This is a genomic window from Flavobacterium sp. FlaQc-49 (assembly GCF_044005985.1).
Lineage (GTDB): Bacteria > Bacteroidota > Bacteroidia > Flavobacteriales > Flavobacteriaceae > Flavobacterium > Flavobacterium cupriresistens.
On the sequence record NZ_JBIPCS010000013.1, the window covers coordinates 58,697 to 82,570 of the forward strand.

General features: G+C 34.5%; 30 protein-coding genes. 17 read left to right on the forward strand and 13 right to left on the reverse strand.

The window, feature by feature from the left end:
* Window positions 1-36: 36 nt before the first annotated feature.
* From ACHRV3_RS20080 to ACHRV3_RS20105, 6 genes are read right to left on the reverse strand one after another with little or no spacing between them, the layout of a single operon-like run.
* Complete coding sequence (locus ACHRV3_RS20080; RefSeq protein ID WP_395435911.1) at window positions 37-672, reverse strand: sialic acid O-acetyltransferase; 636 nt, start codon at window positions 670-672, stop codon at window positions 37-39.
* Entirely contained in the window at window positions 672-1,682 is a 1,011-nt protein-coding gene (locus ACHRV3_RS20085; RefSeq protein ID WP_047776191.1) for a 3-oxoacyl-ACP synthase III family protein, read from the reverse strand. The genes ACHRV3_RS20080 and ACHRV3_RS20085 overlap by 1 nt, the downstream gene beginning before the upstream one ends.
* Window positions 1,672-2,760, reverse strand: a complete 1,089-nt coding sequence (locus tag ACHRV3_RS20090; protein WP_395435912.1) for an aromatic ring-hydroxylating dioxygenase subunit alpha — start codon at window positions 2,758-2,760, stop codon at window positions 1,672-1,674. Before ACHRV3_RS20090 ends, ACHRV3_RS20085 begins: the two co-directional genes overlap by 11 nt.
* A gap of 6 nt (window positions 2,761-2,766) precedes the next feature.
* Window positions 2,767-3,504: an SDR family NAD(P)-dependent oxidoreductase gene (locus ACHRV3_RS20095; protein ID WP_395435913.1), complete on the reverse strand. Its 738-nt coding sequence runs from the start codon at window positions 3,502-3,504 to the stop codon at window positions 2,767-2,769.
* A 3-nt stretch (window positions 3,505-3,507) separates the two neighbouring features.
* On the reverse strand, window positions 3,508-4,560 hold the full coding sequence (locus ACHRV3_RS20100; protein WP_395435914.1) for a 3-oxoacyl-ACP synthase III family protein: 1,053 nt from the start codon (window positions 4,558-4,560) through the stop codon (window positions 3,508-3,510).
* A gap of 5 nt (window positions 4,561-4,565) precedes the next feature.
* The gene (locus ACHRV3_RS20105) at window positions 4,566-4,796 is read right to left on the reverse strand and encodes a phosphopantetheine-binding protein (RefSeq protein WP_047776198.1); all 231 of its coding nucleotides are present in this window, start codon (window positions 4,794-4,796) and stop codon (window positions 4,566-4,568) included.
* 255 nt (window positions 4,797-5,051) lie between these two features.
* On the opposite strand from ACHRV3_RS20105, the gene ACHRV3_RS20110 reads away from it, so the two are divergent.
* Window positions 5,052-6,128: a DegT/DnrJ/EryC1/StrS family aminotransferase gene (locus ACHRV3_RS20110; protein WP_395435915.1), complete on the forward strand. Its 1,077-nt coding sequence runs from the start codon at window positions 5,052-5,054 to the stop codon at window positions 6,126-6,128.
* A gap of 54 nt (window positions 6,129-6,182) precedes the next feature.
* On the forward strand, window positions 6,183-6,755 hold the full coding sequence (locus tag ACHRV3_RS20115; protein ID WP_047776201.1) for an L-threonylcarbamoyladenylate synthase: 573 nt from the start codon (window positions 6,183-6,185) through the stop codon (window positions 6,753-6,755).
* 382 nt (window positions 6,756-7,137) lie between these two features.
* Here the strand turns inward: ACHRV3_RS20115 and ACHRV3_RS20120 are convergent, their stop codons facing one another.
* Complete coding sequence (locus tag ACHRV3_RS20120; protein WP_230001537.1) at window positions 7,138-8,262, reverse strand: cysteine desulfurase family protein; 1,125 nt, start codon at window positions 8,260-8,262, stop codon at window positions 7,138-7,140.
* An 83-nt stretch (window positions 8,263-8,345) separates the two neighbouring features.
* Here ACHRV3_RS20120 and ACHRV3_RS20125 point away from each other — a divergent pair, with 83 nt between their 5' ends.
* Window positions 8,346-9,332 (forward strand): hypothetical protein, encoded by a 987-nt coding sequence (locus tag ACHRV3_RS20125; protein ID WP_395435916.1) that lies wholly within the window; start codon window positions 8,346-8,348, stop codon window positions 9,330-9,332.
* Between the two features lie 144 nt (window positions 9,333-9,476).
* Here the strand turns inward: ACHRV3_RS20125 and ACHRV3_RS20130 are convergent, their stop codons facing one another.
* Window positions 9,477-10,028, reverse strand: a complete 552-nt coding sequence (locus ACHRV3_RS20130) for a Smr/MutS family protein (RefSeq protein WP_395435917.1) — start codon at window positions 10,026-10,028, stop codon at window positions 9,477-9,479.
* Window positions 10,018-10,203: a hypothetical protein gene (locus tag ACHRV3_RS20135; protein ID WP_230001531.1), complete on the reverse strand. Its 186-nt coding sequence runs from the start codon at window positions 10,201-10,203 to the stop codon at window positions 10,018-10,020. Before ACHRV3_RS20135 ends, ACHRV3_RS20130 begins: the two co-directional genes overlap by 11 nt.
* 105 nt (window positions 10,204-10,308) lie before the next feature.
* On the opposite strand from ACHRV3_RS20135, the gene ACHRV3_RS20140 reads away from it, so the two are divergent.
* Window positions 10,309-10,587, forward strand: a complete 279-nt coding sequence (locus ACHRV3_RS20140) for a DUF2752 domain-containing protein (RefSeq protein ID WP_395435918.1) — start codon at window positions 10,309-10,311, stop codon at window positions 10,585-10,587.
* Window positions 10,588-10,607: 20 nt separating this feature from the next.
* Here the strand turns inward: ACHRV3_RS20140 and ACHRV3_RS20145 are convergent, their stop codons facing one another.
* Window positions 10,608-11,309 (reverse strand): DUF1003 domain-containing protein, encoded by a 702-nt coding sequence (locus ACHRV3_RS20145; RefSeq protein WP_395425978.1) that lies wholly within the window; start codon window positions 11,307-11,309, stop codon window positions 10,608-10,610.
* A gap of 192 nt (window positions 11,310-11,501) precedes the next feature.
* On the opposite strand from ACHRV3_RS20145, the gene epsC reads away from it, so the two are divergent.
* The 3 genes from epsC to ACHRV3_RS20160 all read left to right on the forward strand — a co-directional run bounded on the left by epsC (window position 11,502) and on the right by ACHRV3_RS20160 (window position 13,838).
* Entirely contained in the window at window positions 11,502-12,293 is a 792-nt protein-coding gene (gene epsC, locus ACHRV3_RS20150; RefSeq protein WP_047776320.1) for a serine O-acetyltransferase EpsC, read from the forward strand.
* Window position 12,294: 1 nt separating this feature from the next.
* Window positions 12,295-13,182 (forward strand): cysteine synthase CysM, encoded by an 888-nt coding sequence (gene cysM / locus ACHRV3_RS20155; protein WP_230001527.1) that lies wholly within the window; start codon window positions 12,295-12,297, stop codon window positions 13,180-13,182.
* 212 nt (window positions 13,183-13,394) lie between these two features.
* The gene (locus tag ACHRV3_RS20160) at window positions 13,395-13,838 is read left to right on the forward strand and encodes a hypothetical protein (RefSeq protein ID WP_395435919.1); all 444 of its coding nucleotides are present in this window, start codon (window positions 13,395-13,397) and stop codon (window positions 13,836-13,838) included.
* Here the strand turns inward: ACHRV3_RS20160 and ACHRV3_RS20165 are convergent, their stop codons facing one another.
* Window positions 13,839-14,825: a sensor histidine kinase KdpD gene (locus tag ACHRV3_RS20165; protein ID WP_240478080.1), complete on the reverse strand. Its 987-nt coding sequence runs from the start codon at window positions 14,823-14,825 to the stop codon at window positions 13,839-13,841.
* Between the two features lie 221 nt (window positions 14,826-15,046).
* Between ACHRV3_RS20165 and rlmD the strand changes: the two genes are divergently transcribed.
* The 3 genes from rlmD to ACHRV3_RS20180 are packed head-to-tail and all read left to right on the forward strand — an operon-like array spanning window position 15,047 to window position 17,776.
* Window positions 15,047-16,459 (forward strand): 23S rRNA (uracil(1939)-C(5))-methyltransferase RlmD, encoded by a 1,413-nt coding sequence (rlmD, locus tag ACHRV3_RS20170; RefSeq protein ID WP_047776222.1) that lies wholly within the window; start codon window positions 15,047-15,049, stop codon window positions 16,457-16,459.
* 11 nt (window positions 16,460-16,470) lie between these two features.
* Window positions 16,471-16,998, forward strand: coding sequence for a DUF6452 family protein (locus ACHRV3_RS20175; protein WP_395435920.1), 528 nt, complete (start codon window positions 16,471-16,473; stop codon window positions 16,996-16,998).
* On the forward strand, window positions 16,970-17,776 hold the full coding sequence (locus ACHRV3_RS20180; RefSeq protein ID WP_047776226.1) for a DUF6048 family protein: 807 nt from the start codon (window positions 16,970-16,972) through the stop codon (window positions 17,774-17,776). The genes ACHRV3_RS20175 and ACHRV3_RS20180 overlap by 29 nt, the downstream gene beginning before the upstream one ends.
* Window positions 17,777-18,060: 284 nt before the next feature.
* On the opposite strand, the gene ACHRV3_RS20185 is transcribed toward ACHRV3_RS20180, so the two are convergent.
* Window positions 18,061-18,297: a hypothetical protein gene (locus tag ACHRV3_RS20185; protein WP_047776321.1), complete on the reverse strand. Its 237-nt coding sequence runs from the start codon at window positions 18,295-18,297 to the stop codon at window positions 18,061-18,063.
* Between the two features lie 149 nt (window positions 18,298-18,446).
* The gene (locus ACHRV3_RS20190; RefSeq protein ID WP_395435921.1) at window positions 18,447-19,610 is read right to left on the reverse strand and encodes a class I SAM-dependent RNA methyltransferase; all 1,164 of its coding nucleotides are present in this window, start codon (window positions 19,608-19,610) and stop codon (window positions 18,447-18,449) included.
* A gap of 159 nt (window positions 19,611-19,769) precedes the next feature.
* On the opposite strand from ACHRV3_RS20190, the gene ACHRV3_RS20195 reads away from it, so the two are divergent.
* From ACHRV3_RS20195 to ACHRV3_RS20225, 7 genes are all read left to right on the forward strand, one after another.
* Window positions 19,770-20,534, forward strand: a complete 765-nt coding sequence (locus ACHRV3_RS20195; RefSeq protein ID WP_047776229.1) for a bifunctional 2-polyprenyl-6-hydroxyphenol methylase/3-demethylubiquinol 3-O-methyltransferase UbiG — start codon at window positions 19,770-19,772, stop codon at window positions 20,532-20,534.
* A 90-nt stretch (window positions 20,535-20,624) separates the two neighbouring features.
* Window positions 20,625-21,293 carry a ZIP family metal transporter gene (locus tag ACHRV3_RS20200; RefSeq protein WP_047776231.1) on the forward strand — a complete coding sequence of 223 codons (669 nt, stop codon included), beginning with the start codon at window positions 20,625-20,627 and terminating at the stop codon, window positions 21,291-21,293.
* Between the two features lie 191 nt (window positions 21,294-21,484).
* Window positions 21,485-22,297 (forward strand): N-acetylmuramic acid 6-phosphate etherase, encoded by an 813-nt coding sequence (gene murQ / locus ACHRV3_RS20205; protein WP_230001517.1) that lies wholly within the window; start codon window positions 21,485-21,487, stop codon window positions 22,295-22,297.
* Window positions 22,298-22,533: 236 nt separating this feature from the next.
* A complete protein-coding gene (locus ACHRV3_RS20210) occupies window positions 22,534-22,755 on the forward strand; it encodes a DUF6095 family protein (protein ID WP_047776235.1) in 222 nt (73 codons plus the stop codon).
* Window positions 22,756-22,782: 27 nt separating this feature from the next.
* Window positions 22,783-23,013 (forward strand): hypothetical protein, encoded by a 231-nt coding sequence (locus tag ACHRV3_RS20215; protein ID WP_395435922.1) that lies wholly within the window; start codon window positions 22,783-22,785, stop codon window positions 23,011-23,013.
* The gene (locus ACHRV3_RS20220; protein WP_395435923.1) at window positions 22,998-23,312 is read left to right on the forward strand and encodes a type II toxin-antitoxin system RelE/ParE family toxin; all 315 of its coding nucleotides are present in this window, start codon (window positions 22,998-23,000) and stop codon (window positions 23,310-23,312) included. The genes ACHRV3_RS20215 and ACHRV3_RS20220 overlap by 16 nt, the downstream gene beginning before the upstream one ends.
* On the forward strand, window positions 23,300-23,872 hold the full coding sequence (locus ACHRV3_RS20225) for a pentapeptide repeat-containing protein (protein WP_047776237.1): 573 nt from the start codon (window positions 23,300-23,302) through the stop codon (window positions 23,870-23,872). Before ACHRV3_RS20220 ends, ACHRV3_RS20225 begins: the two co-directional genes overlap by 13 nt.
* The last annotated feature ends 2 nt before the right edge of the window (window positions 23,873-23,874 follow it).

A 23,874-nucleotide genomic window follows, 5' to 3' on the forward strand; every position in this document is an offset into this window, starting at 1 on the left:
TGATCTTATAAATTCTCCTGAGGCTCTTTAATTGAATTAAAAATCCATCTTTCTGGCAGGAACGCCAAAAACCGTAGTATATTCTTTTACATTTTTTATTACCAAACTGGCTGCTCCGACCGTTGCTCCTTTTCTGATAATTACATTTGGTAAAACTGTTGCTCTTGTATTTAGACAAACCTCGTCTTCCAGTATTGCGTATCCGCCCGTGAAGCTGTAAGCGTTCAGGTGACACCATTTTCCTATTTTAGAATCGTGTCCGATAGCGACAAAGCCTTGTATCGTTACAAAATCATCTAAAACCGAATCGTTACTAATATTAGAATACATAAAACAAATGAGTCCTGTGCCCAGTTTTACATTGGTATGAATAATTACGGTAGGATGTATTAAATTAATAAACTGTCCTCCTTTAGCAATGATTAACTCGATATAATGCTTTTTCCATTTTACGCTACCCAAAGCGCAGCAAAAGACATCATTCTCCTCAATTACATAATCTTCAACAGTACCGATAATTTCAGGATACCCTTCAAAACCAACTAAGGCATCCGCTTTATCGTCTAAAAAACCTTTTACTACATAGTCTTTTTCATAACCTTCACACTGTAGGGCTAAATTATAAACTTCACGTCCATAACCTCTTGCTCCTATTATTATTAAGTTTTTCATTATTCTATTATTAAATTACAGGCTCCCCAGGAATATCCAACTCCAAAACCAGCCAATACCATATTTTTACGATGCTCCAACTTTCCTTCTTTTAAGGCTTCATATAAGGCAATCGGAATTGTTGATGAAACGGTATTACCGCAATGTTGCATACTGATATAAAACTTATCTTCTGTTATTTTTATTTTCTTTCTAAGATAATTCAGCATGTATTTATTGGCCTGATGAAAAACAAACAAATCAATATCATCTTGACTCAAGCTTGCTTTTTCAAGCATTCCCTGAATCAATTTCGGAACAAATTCACCTGTGAAATTAAAAATCTCACTGCCGTTCATAAACAAATTTTTATCGTTTCGAACATTTCCGAATTCATCACTTATATCTTCATTATCCTCTAAAACCGGAAAACGCATTCCGCCTTGTTTTACTATTAAGTTCTCAGCACCTTTACCGTCAGTTCCAAAAACAAAATTACCAATGGAGCAAAACCCTTTTTCACTGGAAATTAAGGTTGCAGCAGCAGCGTCTCCGAAAATCGTTTTATTGCTTTTATCTTTTGGATGTATAAACTTAGTATAGGTTTCTGAAGTGATCAGCAAAATATTTTTAGCCATTTCGCCCGCAATTAAACCCTTAGCGAGACTTAAACCATATACAAAACCGGAACATCCTAAATTATAATCTAATGCGCCAATTGTGGTTTCAAGACCTAATCTCTCCTGAATTATACAGGCGGTTGTTGGCAAAAAATAATCCGGACTTTGTGTGCAAAATAATAAAAAATCAATTTTTGATCGATCAATATTGTGCTCTTTGAATAATTTTTCGGCAGCTTTTACAGCCATATCCGACGAAAATTCGTCTTTGGCACTAATATGTCTGACATTTATCCCTGTTTTAGAACTGATTTTCTCAATATCCCATTCCGGAAATTCCTGATTAATCAAATCATTAGATAAAATTTCTTCTGGCAAATAATACGAAATAGCTTGAATATTAGCTTTCATGCTGTAAAAATTTTAAATACGTTTTTTGAAAATGATGTACACGTTCTTCCTCATCCGATAGTTTTCCGGACAAATTCGTGTGTCTTACTCCTTGCTGAACTAGTTGACAAACTGTTTTATCTTCATCAAATACTTGTCGGTTGAAGTTGATTAATGATTCTTCAAAACCTTTAATCAAAATCGATTTTTCCTTCGTACTTTCAGTTGATGCTGTAAAAACATAACTTGTAAATTTTGAAACATCGGGAGAAACTGGCTCAATAACAGAATAATTATACGATATACCGTGTGTAGTTGAGATCAATAAATTTGGAAAAATCAATATGTGCTTATACCCTCCAATGTCGTAAGCTCTTGGTGAAAAATAAGTATCTATTTTTTTATAACCTCCTTTATCTCTTGCAATATTCAATTCACTGGTCCAACTGGAGTTGTTTTCGTCAAATTCGAAGTCTAATCCGGATGGCTCTAACTTGGCAAGCGTTTCGGCATGAACCAAACCTACATGATAACTTTCTAAGGTATTTTCAACAATAACTTTCCAGTTAGAATTAATGTGCATGCTATTAACGTCTATTTTATCTCCTAAAGACAAAGACATTTCTTCCAATTCATTATAAAAAACACCTATAAAATCTTCCAGAGGTTCTACATTTTCATTTGCGGAAACAAAACATAAATTACCACAAAATGAAACTTTAAATTCTTTAAGTTTCATTTCGCAAAGCTCCTCTTTAGAAAACTTTTTAAACAAGGGTTTCTTCGGAATTCCACTTGGAATCCCATCTTTATCATATGCCCAGCCATGGTAAGGACACATTAAAGGTCTGTTCCCTGATTGTTCTTGCTGAATTATCGAAAACCGATGCGAGCAAACATTCAAAAAAGCTTTAATGTTTCCTCTAACATTTTGAACCACAATCGGGGTATCTGAGATTTTTAGTGTAACAAAGTCATTGTCTTTTTCAAAATCAGATTTAAACCCTACAAAATGCCACACTTTATTAAACAGCATTTCGCTTTCCTGGGCGAAAATAGTATTATCATAATAATGTACAGCAGGTATATTTGAATTCATATTCTTTTATTTCAGTGTAAATCCCCCATCAATAATCAGATCAGAGCCTGTCATCCATTTACTTACATCACTTAGCAAATACATGATTAATCCCGCAACATCGGCCGGTTCGCCATAACCTAAAGGATACTCCGATTCTGCTTTCTTTAATTCTTCATCAGATACTACATCGCTTGCCTGCTCAGTCATTGCCGTTTTTATAATTCCGGGGCTCACACTATTAGATCTTATCCCTTGTGATGCCAATTCTGAAGCTAGAACCTTTGAGAAAGCACTCAAAGCTGCTTTTGATGCGGTATACATTGCGGTACCGGGAACTCCTAATTTTGAAGAAATGGACGATACAAATACTAATGATCCTCCTTTTTTCAATAATTTACCTTTCATTAATTTCTGACTCAACACCACATTACTGTCAAAATTGGTACCAAAAACAGCATTTATTTTATTCTCATTTAAGAATTTAACCGGTAAATATTCTACCACACCGGCATTAAAAACAACACCGTCATAAGGAGTACTTTCGCTTATTAAGGTTGCTAAATTAGCAGAATCAGAAAGATCGATTACATGTACTTTATGATCATTTCCTTTTAATAAAGATAATGTTTCATTTAATTTTTCAACATTTCTTCCGATAATGGTCAATTTTGCACCCAACTCAGAAGCAGTAATAGCGATCTGTCTTCCTATTCCTGAAGAGGCACCGGTAACCAATATGTTTTTATCTTCTAATGTAATCATAATTTATAATTCAATTAATTCTAGAGATTCTATTTTGCAGTCTTTTGCTAACATTGTGCCCCATGATAAACCTACACCAAATCCGCACATGATTAAATTTGACGGTTTATTTAAAACTGCTTCTTTTAACTCAGAAACAATAGTCAGCGGAATGGTTGCAGAAGACGTATTTCCGAAATTTTTCAAAGAATACGGGACTTTCTCTAGTGGTAGTTTTAATTTTTTTGCGATCATTTTGTTCATCATCATATTGGCCTGATGAAAAACAAAATAGTCAATCTGATCTTTATCAAGTTCAAATGCAGCAATAAGTTTGTTGACGGTTTTTGGCGCTTGTGTAATGCCAAAGCTAAAAACATCCATTCCGTCTAAAACCAAATCGCAAGAACTTCTTTCTATTCCTTTTTCGATTGTTTGTACTTGTAGTGAATCAGAGTTGATTCTGTTTCTTGATCCTCCGTCGGGAACAATAATGGTTTTATAGCCCGCTCCGTCAGAACCTAAATCAAACAACAATTCTGCATTATCTGAAAGTTCTAATGCAGTTGCAGATCCTGCATCTCCAAAAAGAGGTAACGTACTTTTGTCTGTTTTTGAAACAATCTTACTGATTGTATCTCCTGCCAGCAATAATCCTTTTTTAATGCCGGTTGTTTTCATCATACTTGCCAAAATCGACAAACCATAAACATAACCGGAACATCCTAAAGGCACATCAAAAGCAATACAGCTTGTTGGCAATCCCAGTCTGTCCTGAAGTATCGCCGCAGAAATTGGTAAAATATAATCGGCCGTCTGCGAAACAAAAACCAAAATTTCTATTTCTTCTTTTTGCCAGTTCAGGTCTTTAATTACTTTTTCAGCAGCCTCACAGCACAAATCAGAAGTACAGATTTCTTTAGCGGCAACACGTCGCTCTTCCACTCCGGTTACATCTATAAATTTCTGAATTTCATCTTCTGCCAATATATCTAAATCTATATTGCGCTCCGTATTTTTCGGAACACAACATGATATACCTTTTATTGCAATATTATTTACTGAAAAAGTAGCCATTTCAATTACCCTTTATTTTTGATTATTTCGAAGATATCATTTAATGTATTGGAAGATTTAATATCATCTCCCGTCAATTTCACTGTGTATTCTTCATCTGCCATTGCGATTAACGACAAAGCCGTAAGAGAATCCCATTCTTCCAAATCTCTAAAAACAGTTTCTTGTTTTATTAATGTTGCATCTGTATCATCTAAAATGTCTGCAAAATTTTGCAAAAAAGTGTTAATCTCCATAGTATTCCTAAATTTGTATTATTTTAATTCTGTTTTTATTTTTGTACCAGACAAAAGGGAAATCCTTTACTTTATTCTAAGAAAACGATTCTTAAAATATTGTTTTTCAAAGCCTCAAGTACATCTAATAAAGGTTCTCTTTTTTATAATTCCCGCTTATGCTGATAAATCAGCATTCTTTTGTTATTTTTACCCCGCAAATATAACAATAGTTTGCCCTTAAAGGTTAATTAAACTTACTAAATCCATAATAAAATGATTCCTGTTACCAAAACTTTTCTACCTCCACAAGAAGAATACAATTCTTATGTAAAGCGTGCCTGGGATAAAGTTTGGCTCACAAATCGTGGTGAACTCACATTAGAACTTGAAGATAAACTTAAAAAATATCTGGACGTTCCTCATATTACAATTACTAACAACGGTACAATACCGCTGCAAATTGCCTTAAAACTATTTGGCAAAGGCGGAGAAATAATCACTACACCTTTTTCTTACGTAGCTACTTCGGCTGCTATTGTATGGGAAAATTGCACTCCTGTTTTTGTTGACATCAACCTGGAATACCTAACCATAGACGAAACTAAAATTGAAGCTGCTATAACTTCAAAAACAACTGCCATACTGGCTACTCACGTTTTTGGAAATCCATGTCATATTGAGGCCATAGAAGCTATTGCAAAAAAACACAACCTGAAAGTGATTTATGATGCTGCACATTGTTTTGGAGTGACCTACAACAAGCAATCAGTATTTAACTTTGGAGATGTAAGCACTTGCAGTTTTCATGCCACCAAATTATTTCATACCGGAGAAGGTGGTGCCATGTTCTGTAATGACGATGCAACACAACAGCAATTGTTTTACAGTCATAATTTTGGACATAACGGACCATTAGCCTTTCACGGCCTTGGAATTAACGCGAAGATTTCAGAACTGCAATCGGCCATGGGATTAGCTCTTTTTCCTTATATGGAGCATATTATTGCGGAAAGAAAAAAGGTAACTGATTTTTACAATACCCATTTGAATTTCAAAAACCTTAAAAGCATAAAAATCAGAGAAAATACAGAGTGGAATCATAGTTATTACCCTTTACTTTTCGAATCTGAAGCTGTCTTATTAAAAGTTCAGGAGGCATTAGCAGAGGAAAACATTATACCAAGACGTTATTTCTACCCTTCCTTAAATACCATTACTTATACTAATGGTGCTGAAATGCCGGTATCAGAATCTATCGCCTCCCGAGTAGTTTGCCTGCCGTTATACGTGGGTCTTTCTACCATTGATCTGGAGAAGATTGTCGCTATTATAAACAAATTAACTTCATAAAAAGCGGTATCGTTTTTTACGAAGTATTACAATTACAAAGTAAATTTTTCAATTATGAGTCAGGATATCAATCAGGAAATAATCAACGCCTACGAAGTTATTAAAGAAGGCGGAATCATCCTTTACCCTACCGATACGGTTTGGGGAATTGGTTGTGATGCCACCAATCCGGAAGCAGTTGCCAAAATATACAAACTCAAACAACGTGCAGAAACACAAAGTATGATTGTTTTGATGAATGGAGAAAAAATGATGTACAACGTTTTTAAAAACATTCCTGAAGTTGCCTGGCAGCTTTTAGACTTGTCTGAAAAACCAACTACCTTAATTTTAGATGAACCGAGAAATGTTGCCGCAAATATAATTGCAGCTGATAATTCGCTTGGAATTCGCCTCGTAAAAGAACCTTTTTGTTTTAAACTATTAGAGCGAATGAAAAAGCCATTGGTTTCTACTTCTGCTAATATTTCAGGACAACCAACACCCATCGCTTTTAAGGATATCAGTCCCGAAATTGTAAAAGGTGTTGACTATGTGGTAAAATTAAATCAGGATAAACTTGCCGGAAAACCTTCAACGATTATCAAATTAACGAACGATTCTCAGGTGAAGGTTATTCGCAAATAGATTTTTGTGTAAAATGTAAAATGGTCTTGGTTAAATTGTTGATTTGAAAAATGTAATGACTTGATTTAACTCAGGTGCGTAAAGATTTTAATCCAGGTTCGCAAAGTTTAATTGTAGCATTACGACTTCTTCTTAATTTTATATCTATTCTTTTTGCGCGCAGATTTGCCAGATTAGGCTGATTTTATTTACTTTTTATAAAAAATCTGTGCAATCTGCCAAATCTGCGTGCAAAAGAAAATCTTTCCGAGCCTTTTTAATCGCAAAGTAAAGACAAGGTTTTACGCAAAGTTCGCTATATCTACACGCTTTGCACCTTTAGGCCTCTAAACCTAAAAACTCAGAAACTCAGCCTCTCAGAACCTCAGAAACTTTAAAAAAACTAAACCGTTTTCAAACTCTCAATCAGCCAGTCAATATCTTCTTTGGTGTTGTAATGGCTGAATGAAATTCGCAGGTTTGGAAGTTTTAAATCTTCTTCTGAAAGCATTTCTTTTAAAACATGGGAAGGTTTAATACTTCCGGATTGGCAGGCACTTCCTCTGGAAACTGCGATTCCTTTCATGTCTAAACTAAACAAAAGCATAGCAGTTTTATCGGAAGAAAAAGGAAGAATGATATTGATGATATTGTAAAAATCCTCTTTTTTACCGTTGATTCTAAAGCCTGGGAAATGAATTTCAAGCTGCTCAATAAGATACATTTTCAAATCTGAAATATATGTTCTTTCCTGATCTAAATTTTCATAAGAAAGCGCCAACGCTTTTGCCATTCCGGCAATTTGGTGCACTGCTTCTGTACCTGCGCGAAGTCCCTTTTCCTGCTCTCCTCCAAAAATAGAAGGCTGTAATCCCGAATTTCTTCGAATAAAAGCAAATCCGACTCCTTTGGGGCCGTGAAATTTATGCGCACTAGCCGAAATAAAATCAACAGGCGTTTTTTGCAGGTCTATTTCTGTTTTGCCGACAGATTGCACCATATCAGAATGAAACAAAGTATTGTATTGCTTACAAATAACACTTACTCTATCCAGATCCAGAATAGTACCGGTTTCGTTATTTACATGCATTAAACTTACGATAGTCTTCTTTTCTTCAGACAACAAATTGGACAAATGAGTCAAATCAATGCTTCCATCGGGATTGATTTTTACATAATCAACCTGAATAGTATACTCCGCTTGCAAAGCCAAGGCGGTATACAAAACAGCATGATGCTCAATTTTAGTCGTAATAATACGTTCTATTTTAAGATCCTTTACTGCAGAACGCAAGATCCAATTATTGGCCTCAGTTCCACCTGAGGTGAAAATAATTTCCTGTGCGGAGCAGTTTAGGTATTTGGCAATACTTTTTCTGGAAAGCTCCAGAATTGTTTTGCCGTTTCGTCCAAAGCTGTGAGTTGAAGATGGATTACCAAAATCATCGGTCATGACTTTTGTTATTTCCTGAATAACTTCAGCACGCATAGCAGTTGTCGAGGCGTTATCGAGATATACTTTTTTCATTGCGGCAAAGTTAAGAAATATCAATTGTGAATTCTTAAATATCAATTGCCAAATTTTTCACTATTTTTGACCCAAATATATTTATGATGAGAAAATATGCATGCCTTCTGTTATTCGCCCTTATATTAAACGGCTGCGATGATGGTGATGTAACTGTTGAAACATTAGATTTTAGCGACATCAAACAAGCTTCTAGTTGTCCTAGTAGTAACAATCAATTGGTTTATAAAATTAAAAGTCAGGAATCACTGCTTTTACAATTAGACAAAGACACCTTCAAAAACGAACCAACACTTCCTGGAGATCCAAATACATATCAGATTGATGATAATAAATTCAAGCTTTACTATAGAAGCTACGATGGACCTGTAGCAATAACAAACATTTGCGACTTCATTCCTCCCACAACACCTAATGTGATTAATGAATGGTATGCAAAATCCGGAAGAATTGAAATTGCGACTACAGCAATAACATCTACAAACACAACCACCAATGCTATCACAATTACAGGATACAGTCATAATATTGTCATTAAAAATATAACCTATTCAGTATCCAGTCTGGATATCACACAACCTCAGGTTGTTTTTGGTGATTTTACAACAACCGTAGCTGATGTGGATAAACTGGATTTAGCCTTCACCAGACCACTAGTACAATGTCCTACTTCAAAACAAATCTACACCTACAATACCAAATCTGCAATGACAATTGATGCTATTGATCCACTATTAATTAAAAATGAAGTAACAGCTGCAAATTCCCCAAGAAGAGGGTTAATCGGGTCAAATGTAAACAAGCTTTTGTATAAATTATTTACTGGCCCTCCAGTTAGTGACGATTACTTTTGCGGTACAACTATACCAACTACACCTACAGTAAAAGAAACCTGGACCGGAGTCGATGGTGTAGCTAATACAAGTGGTATTATAGAGGTAACCACAACTACAGCTGTAAACAATCAGTTCAAACACACAATTGTACTTAAAAATACTTCTATAAAAAAAGGAAACAACTTTGTTAATTTAGGAACCAGTTATGTATTGGGGGAACTATTAACGAAATAACCGACCTTAATTCCTGTTTGTAAAAAAGTTTTTTTTCTTACAAAAAACAAGTCCGTTTTCATGCTAATTTAATTTCAAAATTAGTTCTGAAAACGGACTTTTTTTTGCCGTATATTTTAGGTGATCTCACACCCAAAAAGTACTTTACTTGTTATTTTGCCTAAAATAAACTTCGGTCGCTCCTAAGCCATATTTTTGATAATTGGCATCTTGAAAATCTACTCCGTCATATCGACCCAACAAAAAGTCAAGTTCTGATTTTAAAATTCCTTCGCCAACTCCGTGAATAAAAACTATTTTCGGAATCCGGTTTCTAATCGCAAATTCGATGTGTCTTTTTGCCGTCTCTGTCTGCAAAGTTAAAATATCATAGTTCGACATTCCGCGTTTGTTTGGAACCAGTTTTTCGATATGCAAATCGAATTCCGGAGCCGAAATTTCGCGTTTATCTTTGCGTTCTTTCACAAAACTTCTTGGTTTTGGCTCTGTTTTCTCTTTTGTAATCTCATCTAAATCAATTCTTTTAATAGAATTCATTAAATTACTGGTATCTTGAATTTTAAGTAATTCATTGACAAAAAATGTCATCATAAATCCATCCTCCGTTTCAATCAAAACCTCCTTATTTTTAACTGAAACCACTACTCCGTTTATGGCCTCGTCTAAAACAGAAACCTTATCTCCTTTACTTAACATCTTCTTCTTCTTTATCCTGGTTTTTACTTGGTGTTTTTGCACTCAACTGCATCATTCCATACATGAAAACCACTATGGCAATTATCATGATATAGACATTTTTCTCTGCCGAAACCTGCTCATATAAAGCGACCGATATGGCAAGTAGCATTATTAAAATTTTAAAAGCTTTCATATTTTTAAATCATAAGAACTCAAAAGTAAGAAACTTTAAAATAGCAGTTCTTACCTCCGGAAACATTATCATATATTTTTTGTAAAATTGTAAAAATTAAAACCCATGAGTTTAGAACATTATATGCTCCCCTGCCCTTTTAAAATGCTCTTTGGAACAGAGTGTTTAGGCTGTGGTTTTCAACGCGCTTTATTCTTACTTTTTCAGGGTGAGTTTTTAGCCGCTTTTAAGATGTATCCTGCACTCTATTCTACCCTTCTTTTTTTGGGTTTTATCCTTTTGTATTATTTCGACAAATCAAAAAACTACGCCAAATTACTTTGGATTTCCGGAATCTTAAATGCCCTTTTTATGGTTGCAGGATATTGGTATAAACACTTTTAAATTCAAATATTACACTCCAATTATTTTTTAATCTGGTTCAGAATATCATCCATCATTTCGATTTGTACTTTCTGAATTTCGATTAACTCCTGTTGTTGGTGCATGATCAAATGATCAATTTTATCGTGAATCATTCTAATTTCCAATTCCGATTTTAAGTTAATCATATAATCTTTTTTGGCACGATTTCTATCTTTTTCTTCCTGACGGTTCTGACTCATCATAATTACCGGAGCTTGTAATGCGGCAATACAGGATAAAATTAAATTAAGCAAAATAAAAGGATAAGGGTCGAAACCTTTATTCACCAAAATCCAGACATTCAAAGCAATCCAAACGATGATAAAAAACAGAAATGAGATTATAAACGTCCAACTCCCTCCAAAATCAGCTACCTTATCGGCTATTTTTTGTCCAAAACTTCTGTTCTCATCTTCATCCTCAACAATACTCACTATTGATTTATCTTCTTTTAATGACTCAATAACATTCTTTTCAAGATCCGAAAGGGCTCCAATCTCCGTAGATAAATAATTGGAGATGTATTTCTGACGATAGGCATTCAATTCCTTAACCGCTATAAAATCACTATCGCAAAAAGTCGGATAATCTTTTACAATAAGGCCTAAAATAGGATCGTGAATCGATTTTCCCGAAATTTTATCCTTTGCAGGGAAAGACAAATTAGAAATAGCACTTTTAAAAGTCGGATTGTTTTTCATTTTAATTTGTTTTTATTGCTAATTTAAGCATTTAACTTATTCCGAATCACAATAAATTAGTAGTCTGTTATTTTTCTTTATTTATCACAAATCCAATTCGCAAAACAAAATTTCTTTAGGCAAATCATGCCTTTGTTTCCAAAAAACACCTTACTTTTAAGGCTTCAAAAATATTCATTCAATTTTACAATTGTGTCAAAAGAACTTATCATACAAAATATAAAAGCGTTAAAAAGTCATTTAAATATAAATTACGGGATCAAAACCAAAACGGAAGACTTTACCGAAAAGCTTTTTTACACTCTTTTTGATTCTAATGCAGCGTTAGACCAAAGTATCCAGGAACTTGAAGTACGATTTAAAGAGATTGCTATTCTGGCCTGCAAAAAACCGGAAAACTTGTGCGAGTCGATCTGGGAACGTTTTCTGGAAAAACTTCCGGGTGTCTTAGAAAAACTAAATGAGGATGCAGAGTATATTTTAGAAAACGATCCTGCCTCTAATAGTATTGACGAGGTTTATTTAGCCTATCCGGGCTTTTATGCCATTGCTATTTACCGATTAAGTCACGAATTGTACCTTATGGACTTGTTACTCTTCTCGAGATTAATGAGTGAATATGCACATCGAATTACCGGAACCGACATTCATGCCGGTGCTACTATTGCTTCACCGTTTTTTATTGATCATGCCACCGGTATTGTTATTGGAGAAACCACCGTTATCGAAAAACATGTCAAAATTTACCAAGGTGTTACTTTAGGTGCTTTGAGTGTAAGCAAAGAAATGAAAAATGCCAAGCGCCACCCAACCGTGGAAAAAAATGTTTGCATTTACGCAAATGCGACCATTTTAGGGGGAGAAACCGTTATTGGCAAAAATAGTATTGTAGGAGGAAATGCCTGGATCACCAAATCGATTCCTGCCGATTCTATTGTAACAAATACCACCACTACAGAAATTAAAATAAAAGAAAAAAGATAATATGGGCCCACAGAAACTGCTAAACCTAATTGGAAATACACCATTGATGGAAACAGTCAATTTGGTTAAAAATAAAAATGTAAAACTGCTATTAAAATTAGAAGGAAATAATCCCGGCGGAAGCGTAAAAGACAGAGCAGCTTATAACATGATCGCATCGGCACTTGAAAGAGGCGACATCAAAAAAGGAGACAAACTAATTGAAGCAACCAGTGGAAATACAGGAATTGCACTTGCGATGATCGCTCAATTGTTTCAAATAGAAATAGAATTAGTATTACCGGAAGATTCTACAAAAGAACGAACGCAGACCATGCGTGCTTATGGCGCTACAGTGATCTTAACACCTGCCAGTGAAGGAATTATCGGTTCGCGTGACTATGCCGACAAAAAGGTTGCAGAAGGCGGTTATTTGATGTTAAATCAATTCGCCAATGAAGACAACTGGAAAGCGCACTATAAAACTACCGGACCAGAAATCTGGAACGATACTGAAGGAACGGTAACCCATTTTGTTTCGGCAATGGGAACCACCGGAACAATCATTGGAACTTCGACTTATTTAAAAGAAAAAAATCAGGACATTCAGATCATTGGTGCACAACCAAGCGATGGTTCTCAAATTCCGGGAATTCGCAAATGGCCAAAAGAATACTTACCTAAAATTTTTGATGCTTCAAAAGTTGATACTGTGATTGATGTCAGCGAAGACGAAGCGCGTCAAATGACCAAACGTTTAGCCCTAGAAGAAGGTGTTTTTGCAGGAATGAGCAGCGGAGGTTCTGTTGCAGTAGCTTTAAAAATAGCAGAACAATTAGAATCGGGAGTTATCGTAGCCGTAATCTGCGATCGTGGGGATCGCTATCTTTCTTCTGATTTATTTGATTAAGAAAAAGAGACTAAGTTTCTGAGATGTTAAGTCAAAAAGTTTTCTTTTCATTGTAAATCAAAATTTATCATTTTAGCCTCTCAGAATCTTATTCAAATTAAACAGAATCTTCCATTATTAGGACTAAACTCAGTCACTTCAAACAAAAAATTCCATTCCAAAATTAAACTCAGTACCTTAGCTCCTCAGGAACTTAGTCACTTCAAACAAAAATGCTTACAAAATCAAATTTCAAAGAATGGTTTAACAGGTATAAATATGCTGAATTAGCAAGTACAACAGCAGCACTTCTAACCTCATTCTTTAGCACAATCTACAACGGATTAACAACAGCCTACCTTATTACCTTTGCCGAATACCTGGCCTTTTACGGAACTATTCTGGTTTCTTCTTATAGAAAAATTGCACAGCAGAATAAACTTCAAAACAAAACAACCACATTTAGCGAGATGGTATCTCTTGTCAAAAATTTAGTTTTAGAGTTTGGATATCCGGCGTTTTTAGATTTTTTAGTCGTTCGCCCTTTTTGTATGTATTGGATGCCAATCTTATGCGGGAACTATTTCTTCGGAATTATTCTGGGAAAAATAACAGCAGATACTTGTTTCTATTTTTTCACCATTATCAATTACGAAATCATCAAGAAAAGATCCTGATTAGAGTTCAAAAACGATTTTAAATTCAGCTCCTTTATTTTTTCCTTCACTGGTAGCACTTAAGATGCCTCTATTTCTCTCTATGATTTTTTTACAGAGATAAAGCCCAATTCCGGTTGAGGATTCTTTTGCTGTCCCTAATCGGCTCATTGTGGTGAACTTTTTAAACAATTCATCAATTTGATGTTTATCAAAACCAATCCCCTTGTCAGTGACCGTAATAATCAATTCTTCATCTTCAAAATAGATTCTCACTTTAATTTCACTGTCAAAATAAGAAAATTTTATTGCGTTACTGATCAGATTCACTAAAACCTGCACCAACAAACCTTCTTCGATTCTCAGTTTAGCTTCAGATAGCTCTAAACTCAAAGTCAGCTTAATATTTTTATCAATCAGCCGTTGTTCAACCTGCTCATTGATAAAAGGCAAAATATTAGGGAATACAATCGTTTTTAATTCCTGATTCATTTTTACAATCTGATCCTGTTCATTCAACAATTTTATAAAATTATCGATATATCTAAATTGCAAATTAGTGGATTCACAAATCAAACCGGCCAGATGTTTCACAGAGTCTGACGGATTTTCGCTTATAATGAGATTGGCTAAACCCTGAGGATTTCCTGCAAAGTTTTTTAAATCATGTGAAAGCATATAAATTAAATCCTGCTTTTCATTTATATAACTTTCGGCTTCATAAATAGACTCCTGAATATTACACATTAGCAAACCTGCCTCATCACTGTATTCCGTTGGCAAAACCGATAATCTTCTATTATTCCTGTAATCATCCAAAGATTTTGAAGCCTTTGCTATCGGCTCAATTAAATTCTTTAAAACCAAGAGTGTTATCGCAGTTGCCAGTAAGGTCATTATTAAAGAAAAAACCAAAACAGAAGCCGGTGAAATAGAAGTGTCAAAATAAAGCACAAAAAACAAAATACCGATAAGGGGAATATGTATACCTATAAAAGCTACAAACAAGAATTTGAATGCGTAACTCTTCTTTAAAAAGCTAATTTGTGAAAGATTGTGATACAACTTCATAAAAAGATAACAAAACTATAGGTTAAAAATGTAGCTTTTGGGATTATTGCTAAAACAAAGTTACTTTTAAAAGTCGATTAAACTAACAATTTAAAAAAAATGGTAAAATATTTTAAAATTTAAATTTATAAAAGTTTACAAACCCTTATTTTTGCGCTATGGGAAGAAAAAATACAGACAAAGTTGTCTTTCATCAAATTCAAGTTCTTGATGCTGGAGCAAAGGGAGTATCAGTAGCAAAGGCTCCTGACGGAAAAGTGATCTTTATTCCGAATGTGGTACCTGGTGATGTAGTTGATGTACAAACTTTTAAGAAAAGAAAAGCCTATTATGAAGGCAAAGCGGTAAAATTTCATGAATTATCAGAGCATCGCATTGATCCTATTTGCGATCATTTTGGTGTTTGTGGAGGATGTAAATGGCAAAACATGAAATACAGTCAACAGCTGTATTACAAGCAAAACGAGGTAAAAAATCATTTACAACGTATTGGAAAAGTGGAGCTTCCTGAATTCGAAACTATTTTGGGTTCAGACAAACAGTTTTTCTACAGAAATAAAATGGAATTTTCGTTTTCTAACAGTCGTTGGTTAACGGAGAAAGAAATTGATAGTACGGAAGATTTAGGAAACAGAAATGCCTTAGGATTCCATATTCCAAAAATGTGGGATAAAATCCTTGACATTACCAAGTGTCACCTTCAGGAAGATCCTTCGAATGCTATTCGTAACGAAATCAGAGCATTTGCCAACGAGCATAATTTAGCTTTTTTCAATCCTAGAGAGCATTCCGGTTTATTGCGTACTTTTATGATTCGCACGGCTTCAACAGGAGAAATCATGGTTTTAATTCAGTTTTTTGAAGAGGACCAAAAGAACAGAGAATTGCTGTTAGATCATTTATATGAAAAGTTTCCACAGATTACTTCTTTGCAGTATGTAATTAATGGAAAAGCAAATGATACCATCTACGATCAGGATGTTAAATTATATAAAGGAAGAGATTATATCTTGGAAGAAATGGAAGGTTTAAAATTTAGCATTAATGCGAAATCATTTTACCAAACCAACTCTGATCAAGCATATGAATTGTATAAAATAACACGTGATTTTGCAGGTCTTTCGGGCAACGAAACCGTTTATGACTTATATACAGGAACCGGAACTATTGCTCAGTTTGTTTCTAAAAAGGCAAAAAAAGTAATCGGAGTAGAAAGTGTACCGGAAGCTATTTTGGACGCTAAAGCCAATGCAGAACGCAATAATATTACCAATTGTGAGTTTTTTGTTGGAGACATGAAAGTCGTATTTAATGAAGCTTTTATTGCACAACACGGAAAACCTGATGTAATTATTACAGATCCGCCAAGAGATGGTATGCACGCTGCCGTTATTGATCAGATTTTGAAAATTGCACCTAAAAAAGTCGTTTATGTGAGTTGTAATTCAGCTACACAAGCACGCGATTTAGCCTTGATGGATGAAAAATACAAGGTAACACGTGTTCGTCCGGTAGATATGTTCCCGCAAACGCATCATGTTGAAAATGTTGTACTTTTAGAACTTAGATAACAAAAATATACATGAAAAAAATAATCTCTTTTTTATTGCTTTTTGCTTTTGGTTTATCCGGCTGCGAGAAAGATGACATTTGTGATGCAGATACACCAACAACGCCACGTTTAGTAATCTCCTTTTATGACATAACCAATGCATCTATAAAAAAGAATGTAAAAAACCTTAAAGTAATTGGTAAAGATCAAGATAGAGGTATTGTTTTCAACAAAACCGGTATTGGTGATGCAATGTACATAACCAGTGCGAACACTATATCTATTCCTTTAAGAACAGATGCTGACACGACAACTTATACGTTTATATATGACTCCGGAAATCCGAATTCTCCTGAGTTTAATACGGATGTACTGGAATTTAAGTACACGCGTCAAAACATTTATGTTTCAAGAGCTTGTGGTGTTAAAACTATTTTTAATCTAGAAGCTTTTCTTCGAATAATCCCTGATGCTGACAACCCTTGGATGAAACAAATTAACATAAAAAAAACTAACATTGAATACGAAAATGAGACACATGTTGAAGTATTTTTTTAGTATTCCTCTCTTGTTTTCAATGTTTATGGTTCAGGCGCAAGAAACAACCAAAACAAAAGAAACTGTTCAGGAAAAACCAAAATCGGAAATCAAAAAACCAGCTGCTCAGCAGGTTACAACGGACACAATCCCACCAAAAACAGATCGATACGGTCTTCGCGTTGGTGTTGATGTCTACAAACTAACACGTGGTTTTTACGACAAAGATTATAAAGGTGTTGAATTTACAGGTGATTTTCGTCTGACGAAAAAATACTATTTAGCGGCAGAACTTGGTTTTGAAGACAAAACCACTGATGACGACAGAGTAAACTCCACAGCAACAGGAACGTATATAAAAGGAGGTTTTGACTACAATACGTATCAAAACTGGCTTGATATGGAAAACCTTATCACTATAGGCTTGCGAGGCGGTTTTAGTACTTTTAGTCAACAATTAAACACTTATAAAATCTATAATCGAGATCCTTACTGGTCATCACAAGAATCAATTGTTTCAGGTGAGAAATACAATGGTCTTACTGCTGCCTGGCTCGAAGTTGCTATGGGAGTTAAAGCAAAAGTTTTCAATAACGTATTCGTTGGTTTTGGTGTTCAGTTAAAACTTTTGGTAAGCAATAAAGAACCAGGGAATTTTGAAAATCTTTACATTCCCGGTTTTAACAGAACCTATGACGGAAATTTTGGAGTAGGTTTTAATTATACCGTTTCTTATTTTATTCCGCTTTACAAGAAAAAAGTAATCATTCCGGAGATTAAAGACATTCCGAAGAAATAGGTTTTTCTTAAGTTGCTAAGTTCCTAAGTTGCTAAGCTTCTAAGTGGCTAAGTTTCTAAGTTTTTTAACTGAGAAAAATATAGCAAAAAAATAAGCCCCAGATTCATGAATCTGGGGCTTATTTTTTATGAGAGAAACTCAATCTCGAACGAATCAAAACCAAAAATTATGATACACTTTGTCTCGTTTTAGAATCTCGCAAAGACGCAGAGTCACTAAGTTTTTTTCTTAGAAACTCAGTCACTTAGAAACTTAGCCACTTAGAAGCTTAGCACCTTCAACACCTACCCTATTTCTCTAATTCCTTTTATAAAAATCCATTTCATAAAAAGCTTTTCACCGTCTTTGGTTTTTACTGCTTGAAATTTAGGCGAAATCAAAGTTGCGGCAATAAAAGAGGTCACCGGAATCCAAAGTCCCGTTAATCCCGTATAGCTTGCTACCAAATACCTTCCCGCTATAAACAAAATAGCGAAACATCCCAACTGATATAAAAAACCTCTTACTTGTAGTTTTGTCATTTTTTTTAAAGTTGCTAAGGTTCTGAGATACTGAGTCTCTAAGATTTTTTTAATCTGGCAACTCAACATCTTAGAACCTTAAAATTATTATTTTAAATTGTATAGAAAAGCTTAGCACCTCAGAAACTTAGTCCCTTAGAAACTTTTTCCTATTCATTAACCTGAAACTTAGTTCTCTTACTTCCCTCGTACATTTCGTACTTCACCAAACGCGCTTCTAAACTTGCGTTGAAAAGTTTGATTTTTCTGGAAGGTTTTAATCCAACAAATTTCAGTGCTTCAAGATTGGCTGTAATAAACCAGGCGTTTGTTCCCGGGTAGCTTTTCTTCAAAGTATCTCCAATATTTTTATAGAATTCTTCCATATGAATATCCAAACGTTCATCATAAGGAGGATTGAAAACCATGTGTAATTTACCTTCAACCGCTTTTTCGCTATCAAAAAAGTTGTTTTCCTGAACCGTAACGTAATCTTCTAAATTAGCGTTTCTGATGTTATCTTTAGCTTTATTTACCGCACTTGGCGCTTTGTCAAAACCTTTTATGGTGTAATGAAATTCTTTTGTCTTTTTCATCAGACTGTTTACAATCTGATCAAATAAATCGTTGTCCCAGTCTTTCCATTTCTCAAAAGCAAACTCTTTACGATTAATGTTTGCCGGAATATTACAAGCAATCATAGCAGCTTCTGCCAAAAACGTTCCCGAACCACACATTGGATCCAGAAAATGACTTTGTCCTTCCCAACCTGACAACAATAAAATTCCTGCTGCCAAAACCTCATTAATCGGTGCAATATTCGTAGCAGTTCTGTAACCACGTTGGTGCAATGAATTCCCTGAAGTATCCAACGCAACCGAAACCTGATCTTTATCTATATGAATGTTAATTCTTAAATCCGGAAAAGCTTTATCAATACTCGGACGTTGCCCTGTTCGCTCTCTAAATTGATCTACAATCGCATCTTTACACTTTTGAGAAACAAACTCAGAGTGATTAAAATAAGTAGAATGTACTGTAGCATCAATAACAAAAGTCTGATTGGCATTCAATAATTTAGACCAGTTTACACCTGAAATTCCTTTATACAATGCCTGTTCATTATTCGCTCTGAAAGAATATATAGGTTTCAAAACTTTAAGAGCAGTACGCAACGACAAATTGGCTTTGTACATAAATCCTTTGTCGCCTTTAAAACTAACCATTCGCACTCCTTTTTCTATATCCTGAGCACCAAGCGCACGCAACTCATTTTCCAATATTTCTTCAAAACCAAAAAAACATTTGGCTATCATTCTAAAATTTTCTTCCATTTTTTCTCTAAATTAAAACAGATTTCTTATCAATCTCAAATCTGCATTAAAAATTTCACCTTACACACAATGATTCACGAGGTATCATTGCGAAATAGTTATTTTTCGGCAAAAATACACTAAATTTGCGGGACTTTTGAATTAATTGAAATAGAATAAATGTCTGACGCATCGAACTCATCCACACCGAATCAGGAACGTAACACCGAAAATTGGTTTACTTCGTGGTTTGACACTCCCTATTACCACATTCTTTATAAAGATAGAAACTACCGCGAAGCTCAGATTTTCATGGATAATCTTACACATTATCTAAATTTACCTGAAAAAGCAAAAGTACTCGATCTTGCCTGCGGGAAAGGCCGTCACTCTATTTACTTAAACCAATTAGGTTTTAACGTAATAGGAGCCGATTTATCTGAAAACAGCATCGCTGAAGCAAGCAAAAACAGTAATGAGACACTTCATTTTAAGGTGCACGATATGCGTGAGCCTTTTGAAGAAAAATTTGATGCGATATTCAATTTGTTTACCAGTTTTGGTTATTTCGAAAGTGATGACGACAATCTCACCACCTTAAAAGCCATAAAAGAGAGTTTATCCGAATATGGTTTTGCTGTAATTGATTTCATGAATGTAACTCAGGTCTTAGAAACTTTGGTTCCCGAAGAAATTAAAACAGTAGACGATATCGATTTTAAAATCAAAAGATATCTACAAGATGGACATATTTTTAAAGAAATAGATTTTGAAGATAAAGGCCAGCATTTTCATTTTACTGAAAAAGTAAAAGCCTTAACATTAAAGGATTTCGAAGAGTTAATGAATGAAGCAGGTATTTTTCTTTTAGATACTTTTGGAGATTATAAACTAAAAAAGTTTCATAAGACTGAAAGCGAACGATTAATCATGATTTTTAAATAAAATGGTTTAATTGCCACTTTGTTTAACCGTTGCATCGATTAAACAACTCAACAGTTAAACGATTAAACTTAACAAACGATTAAACAAAAAATGAACTACTTATTACCTTTATTTTCGGTACTTCTGGGCTATATTGTAGCTTTGTTTTTAAAGCCAAAAAACAAATCCAATCTAAAACTTTTATTAGCTTTTAGCGGCTCGTTTTTACTATCCTTGACGGTTATGCACCTGTTGCCGGAAGTTTACGCGTCACACAATCATAATATTGGTTTGTTCATCATGGTAGGGATCCTGTTCCAGATCATTCTGGAATTTTTCTCACAAGGTGCAGAACACGGTCATGTTCACGGGCACGAAAAAATGAACCAAATCCCGTGGTTGCTTTTTATAAGTTTGTGTATTCATGCTTTTTTAGAAGGTTTCCCAGTCAGCCATCATCATGATTTAGCGATTGGAATTGCAATTCATCATTTGCCAATTGCCATTATATTAACGACATTTTTTCTAAACGCAAGCTTAAACAAAAAAGCCATTTTTGCTTTTATGCTAACTTTTGCAGTTATGACGCCGTTAGGTACAATCGCATCAGAATATTTGCCGATTTTAAACGAATACTATACAGAGATTACAGCAGTTGTCATCGGTATCTTGTTTCACATCTCCTCTACTATTATTTTTGAAAGCAGTGAAGGACATAAATTTAATGTCGCTAAAGTGTCGATGATCGTTCTTGGAGTTCTGTTGGCTTTTTTCTTATAATTAACATCAACAGATATTGACAAGAGATTTTATTTGACAAATCGCTTACAATACCCACATTTCATAAACATACAGAAGCAGGTTGTTTCTAATTCCTCACAAAAAACTAAACGGTACAAATATATTTCGTTGTTATAAGCCTTAAAACTTTGTAACTTTGAGGCTTTGTAACACAGCACATAAAAGATACCATGATTTTTACAAAAACTACAGAACAAGCATCAAAATATGATCATTTAGAAAAAATGTCTGTCCATGAATTGCTTGCGAATATCAATAACGAGGACAAAACCGTTCCGCACGCCGTTGAAAAAGCGATGCCACAAATTGAAGCTCTTGTAGCACAAGTTGTAGCCAAGTTAAAACTAGGCGGAAGAATGTTTTACATCGGAGCCGGAACATCGGGACGTTTAGGCGTTGTTGATGCTTCTGAGTGTCCTCCTACTTTTGGAGTTCCGTTTGATCTAGTAAACGGAATTATTGCCGGTGGTGACACTGCAATCCGTCGTGCCGTAGAAAATGCCGAAGACGATGCAGCACAAGCCTGGATTGATTTACAAGCAAATAATATTGGAAAAAATGATATTGTTATCGGTATTGCCGCTTCCGGAACAACTCCTTATGTAATTGGAGGTTTAGAAACTTGTAATGAGAATAATATTACTACAGGCTCTATTACCTGTAACGCAGGAAGTCCATTAGCATTGACAGCACAATTTCCTATTGAAGTGGTTGTAGGACCTGAATTTGTTACCGGAAGCTCCAGAATGAAAGCCGGAACTGCACAAAAATTAGTTCTGAATATGATTTCAACTGCAGCCATGATCCAAATTGGAAAAGTAAAAGGAAACAAAATGGTCGATATGCAGCTCAGCAACATCAAATTGGTCGATCGCGGTGTCAAAATGATTATGGGAGAAATCCCTGTCACTTATGAAGAAGCTTCTGATTTGTTGAAAAAATATGGTAGTGTCAGAAATGCCGTTGACAACTATAATTTGTAAAATGTGAAATGTTTTTGGTGAAAGGACTATCGATTTGTCATTTTGGTCATACGATTTGTCATTTCGAGGTACGAGAAATCACACTCAATATTCGACAAAGATTAGCGATTTTCATAACGGAATTTCTTGTGTGATTTCTCCTCCGTCGAAATGACAAGATTGCGAAAAACTTGAAACCTGAAACCTGAAACAACTTTAAACCTGAAACACTTTTAAACCTGAAACCTTTAAAAAATATGTCAACAAATAAAGAACTACTCGGAAAAGGCATCAAATACGTGACAGGTTCATTACCGTTACTATTCATTGGACCATCCTTAATTTATAACGCTTTTATGAATCAGCACACCAACTGGCACTATTTGGTTTTAGGAATCGGAATTGTAGCTTGTTTAAGTGCCATGTTTTTAATTTTTTATGGATTGAAAATCATCATGAAAGGTTTGTTTAATGATTAATTTATATCTTTACTAAAACTCTTTATTATGGATATGCAAGCAGAAATAAATTGGATTCATCAAGAAATTGACAAGGTCAAAGATCCTTCCTTTGTAGAGAAACTAAAACATCTTTTACAATCTGTCAATAGCACTACTCCTGATTCTGATACTGCCTACAATTTAGATATAGAAAATGCTTTAGAAGACATTAAAAAAGGGAATTTCCATTCTGAAGACGAAGCCAAAGAAATAGCCAAAAAGTGGGGAAGAAAATAATTTGGTCAGGTAACGCTCTACAACAATTAGAAGATATTCATTTCTATATTTTCTTTGAGAGTAAATCACTCCAAATTGCCGACAAAGTAATTAATTCTATTTTTGACAGTACCGATATACTAAAAACACAACCTGAAATTTATAAACTTGATAAGCAAAAAACCAATAATGATGGTAGTTTCAGAGTTTATACGATCTATAATTTCAGTGTTTCATACCAAATTACCAATCAAGTAATTCAAATTTTACGGGTAAGACATACTGCCCGGAAATCAAAAAAATATTCATGGAAAGTCTAATACACATTCAGAAAACATTTGACAAAGTCATTTATATTGATAAAAAAATAAACAATCGGGAGTTTGAAGATTGTGTATTTAAAAATTGTGATTTTTCCAACAGCAATTTTGCTTACAATACTTTTTTAGACTGCGAATTTATAGACTGTAATCTGTCGATGACCAGTTTAGCCGGAACAAGTTTAAAAAATGTGACTTTTAAGAATTGTAAACTTTTAGGAATTGCCTTTAATGAGTGTGATGACTTTTTATTTCAGGTTTACTTTGAGGAAAGCACTTTAGACTACGCTATTTTTTCGAACAAAAAAATGCCCAAAACTAAGTTTATAAACTGTTCTGTGAGAGAAGTAACTTTTATAGGAACCAATCTCACAAGCTCTTCTTTTGATAATTGCAATCTTGAAGGCGCTATTTTTAACGAAACTCAATTAGCGGCGGTTGACTTTAGAACAGCTTATAATTACAAAATTGATCCTGAATTCAATCCAATGCGAAAAGCACAATTTGCAACTCAGGGAATTGAAGGCCTTTTAGACAAATATGACATTAAAATTGTTTAGTT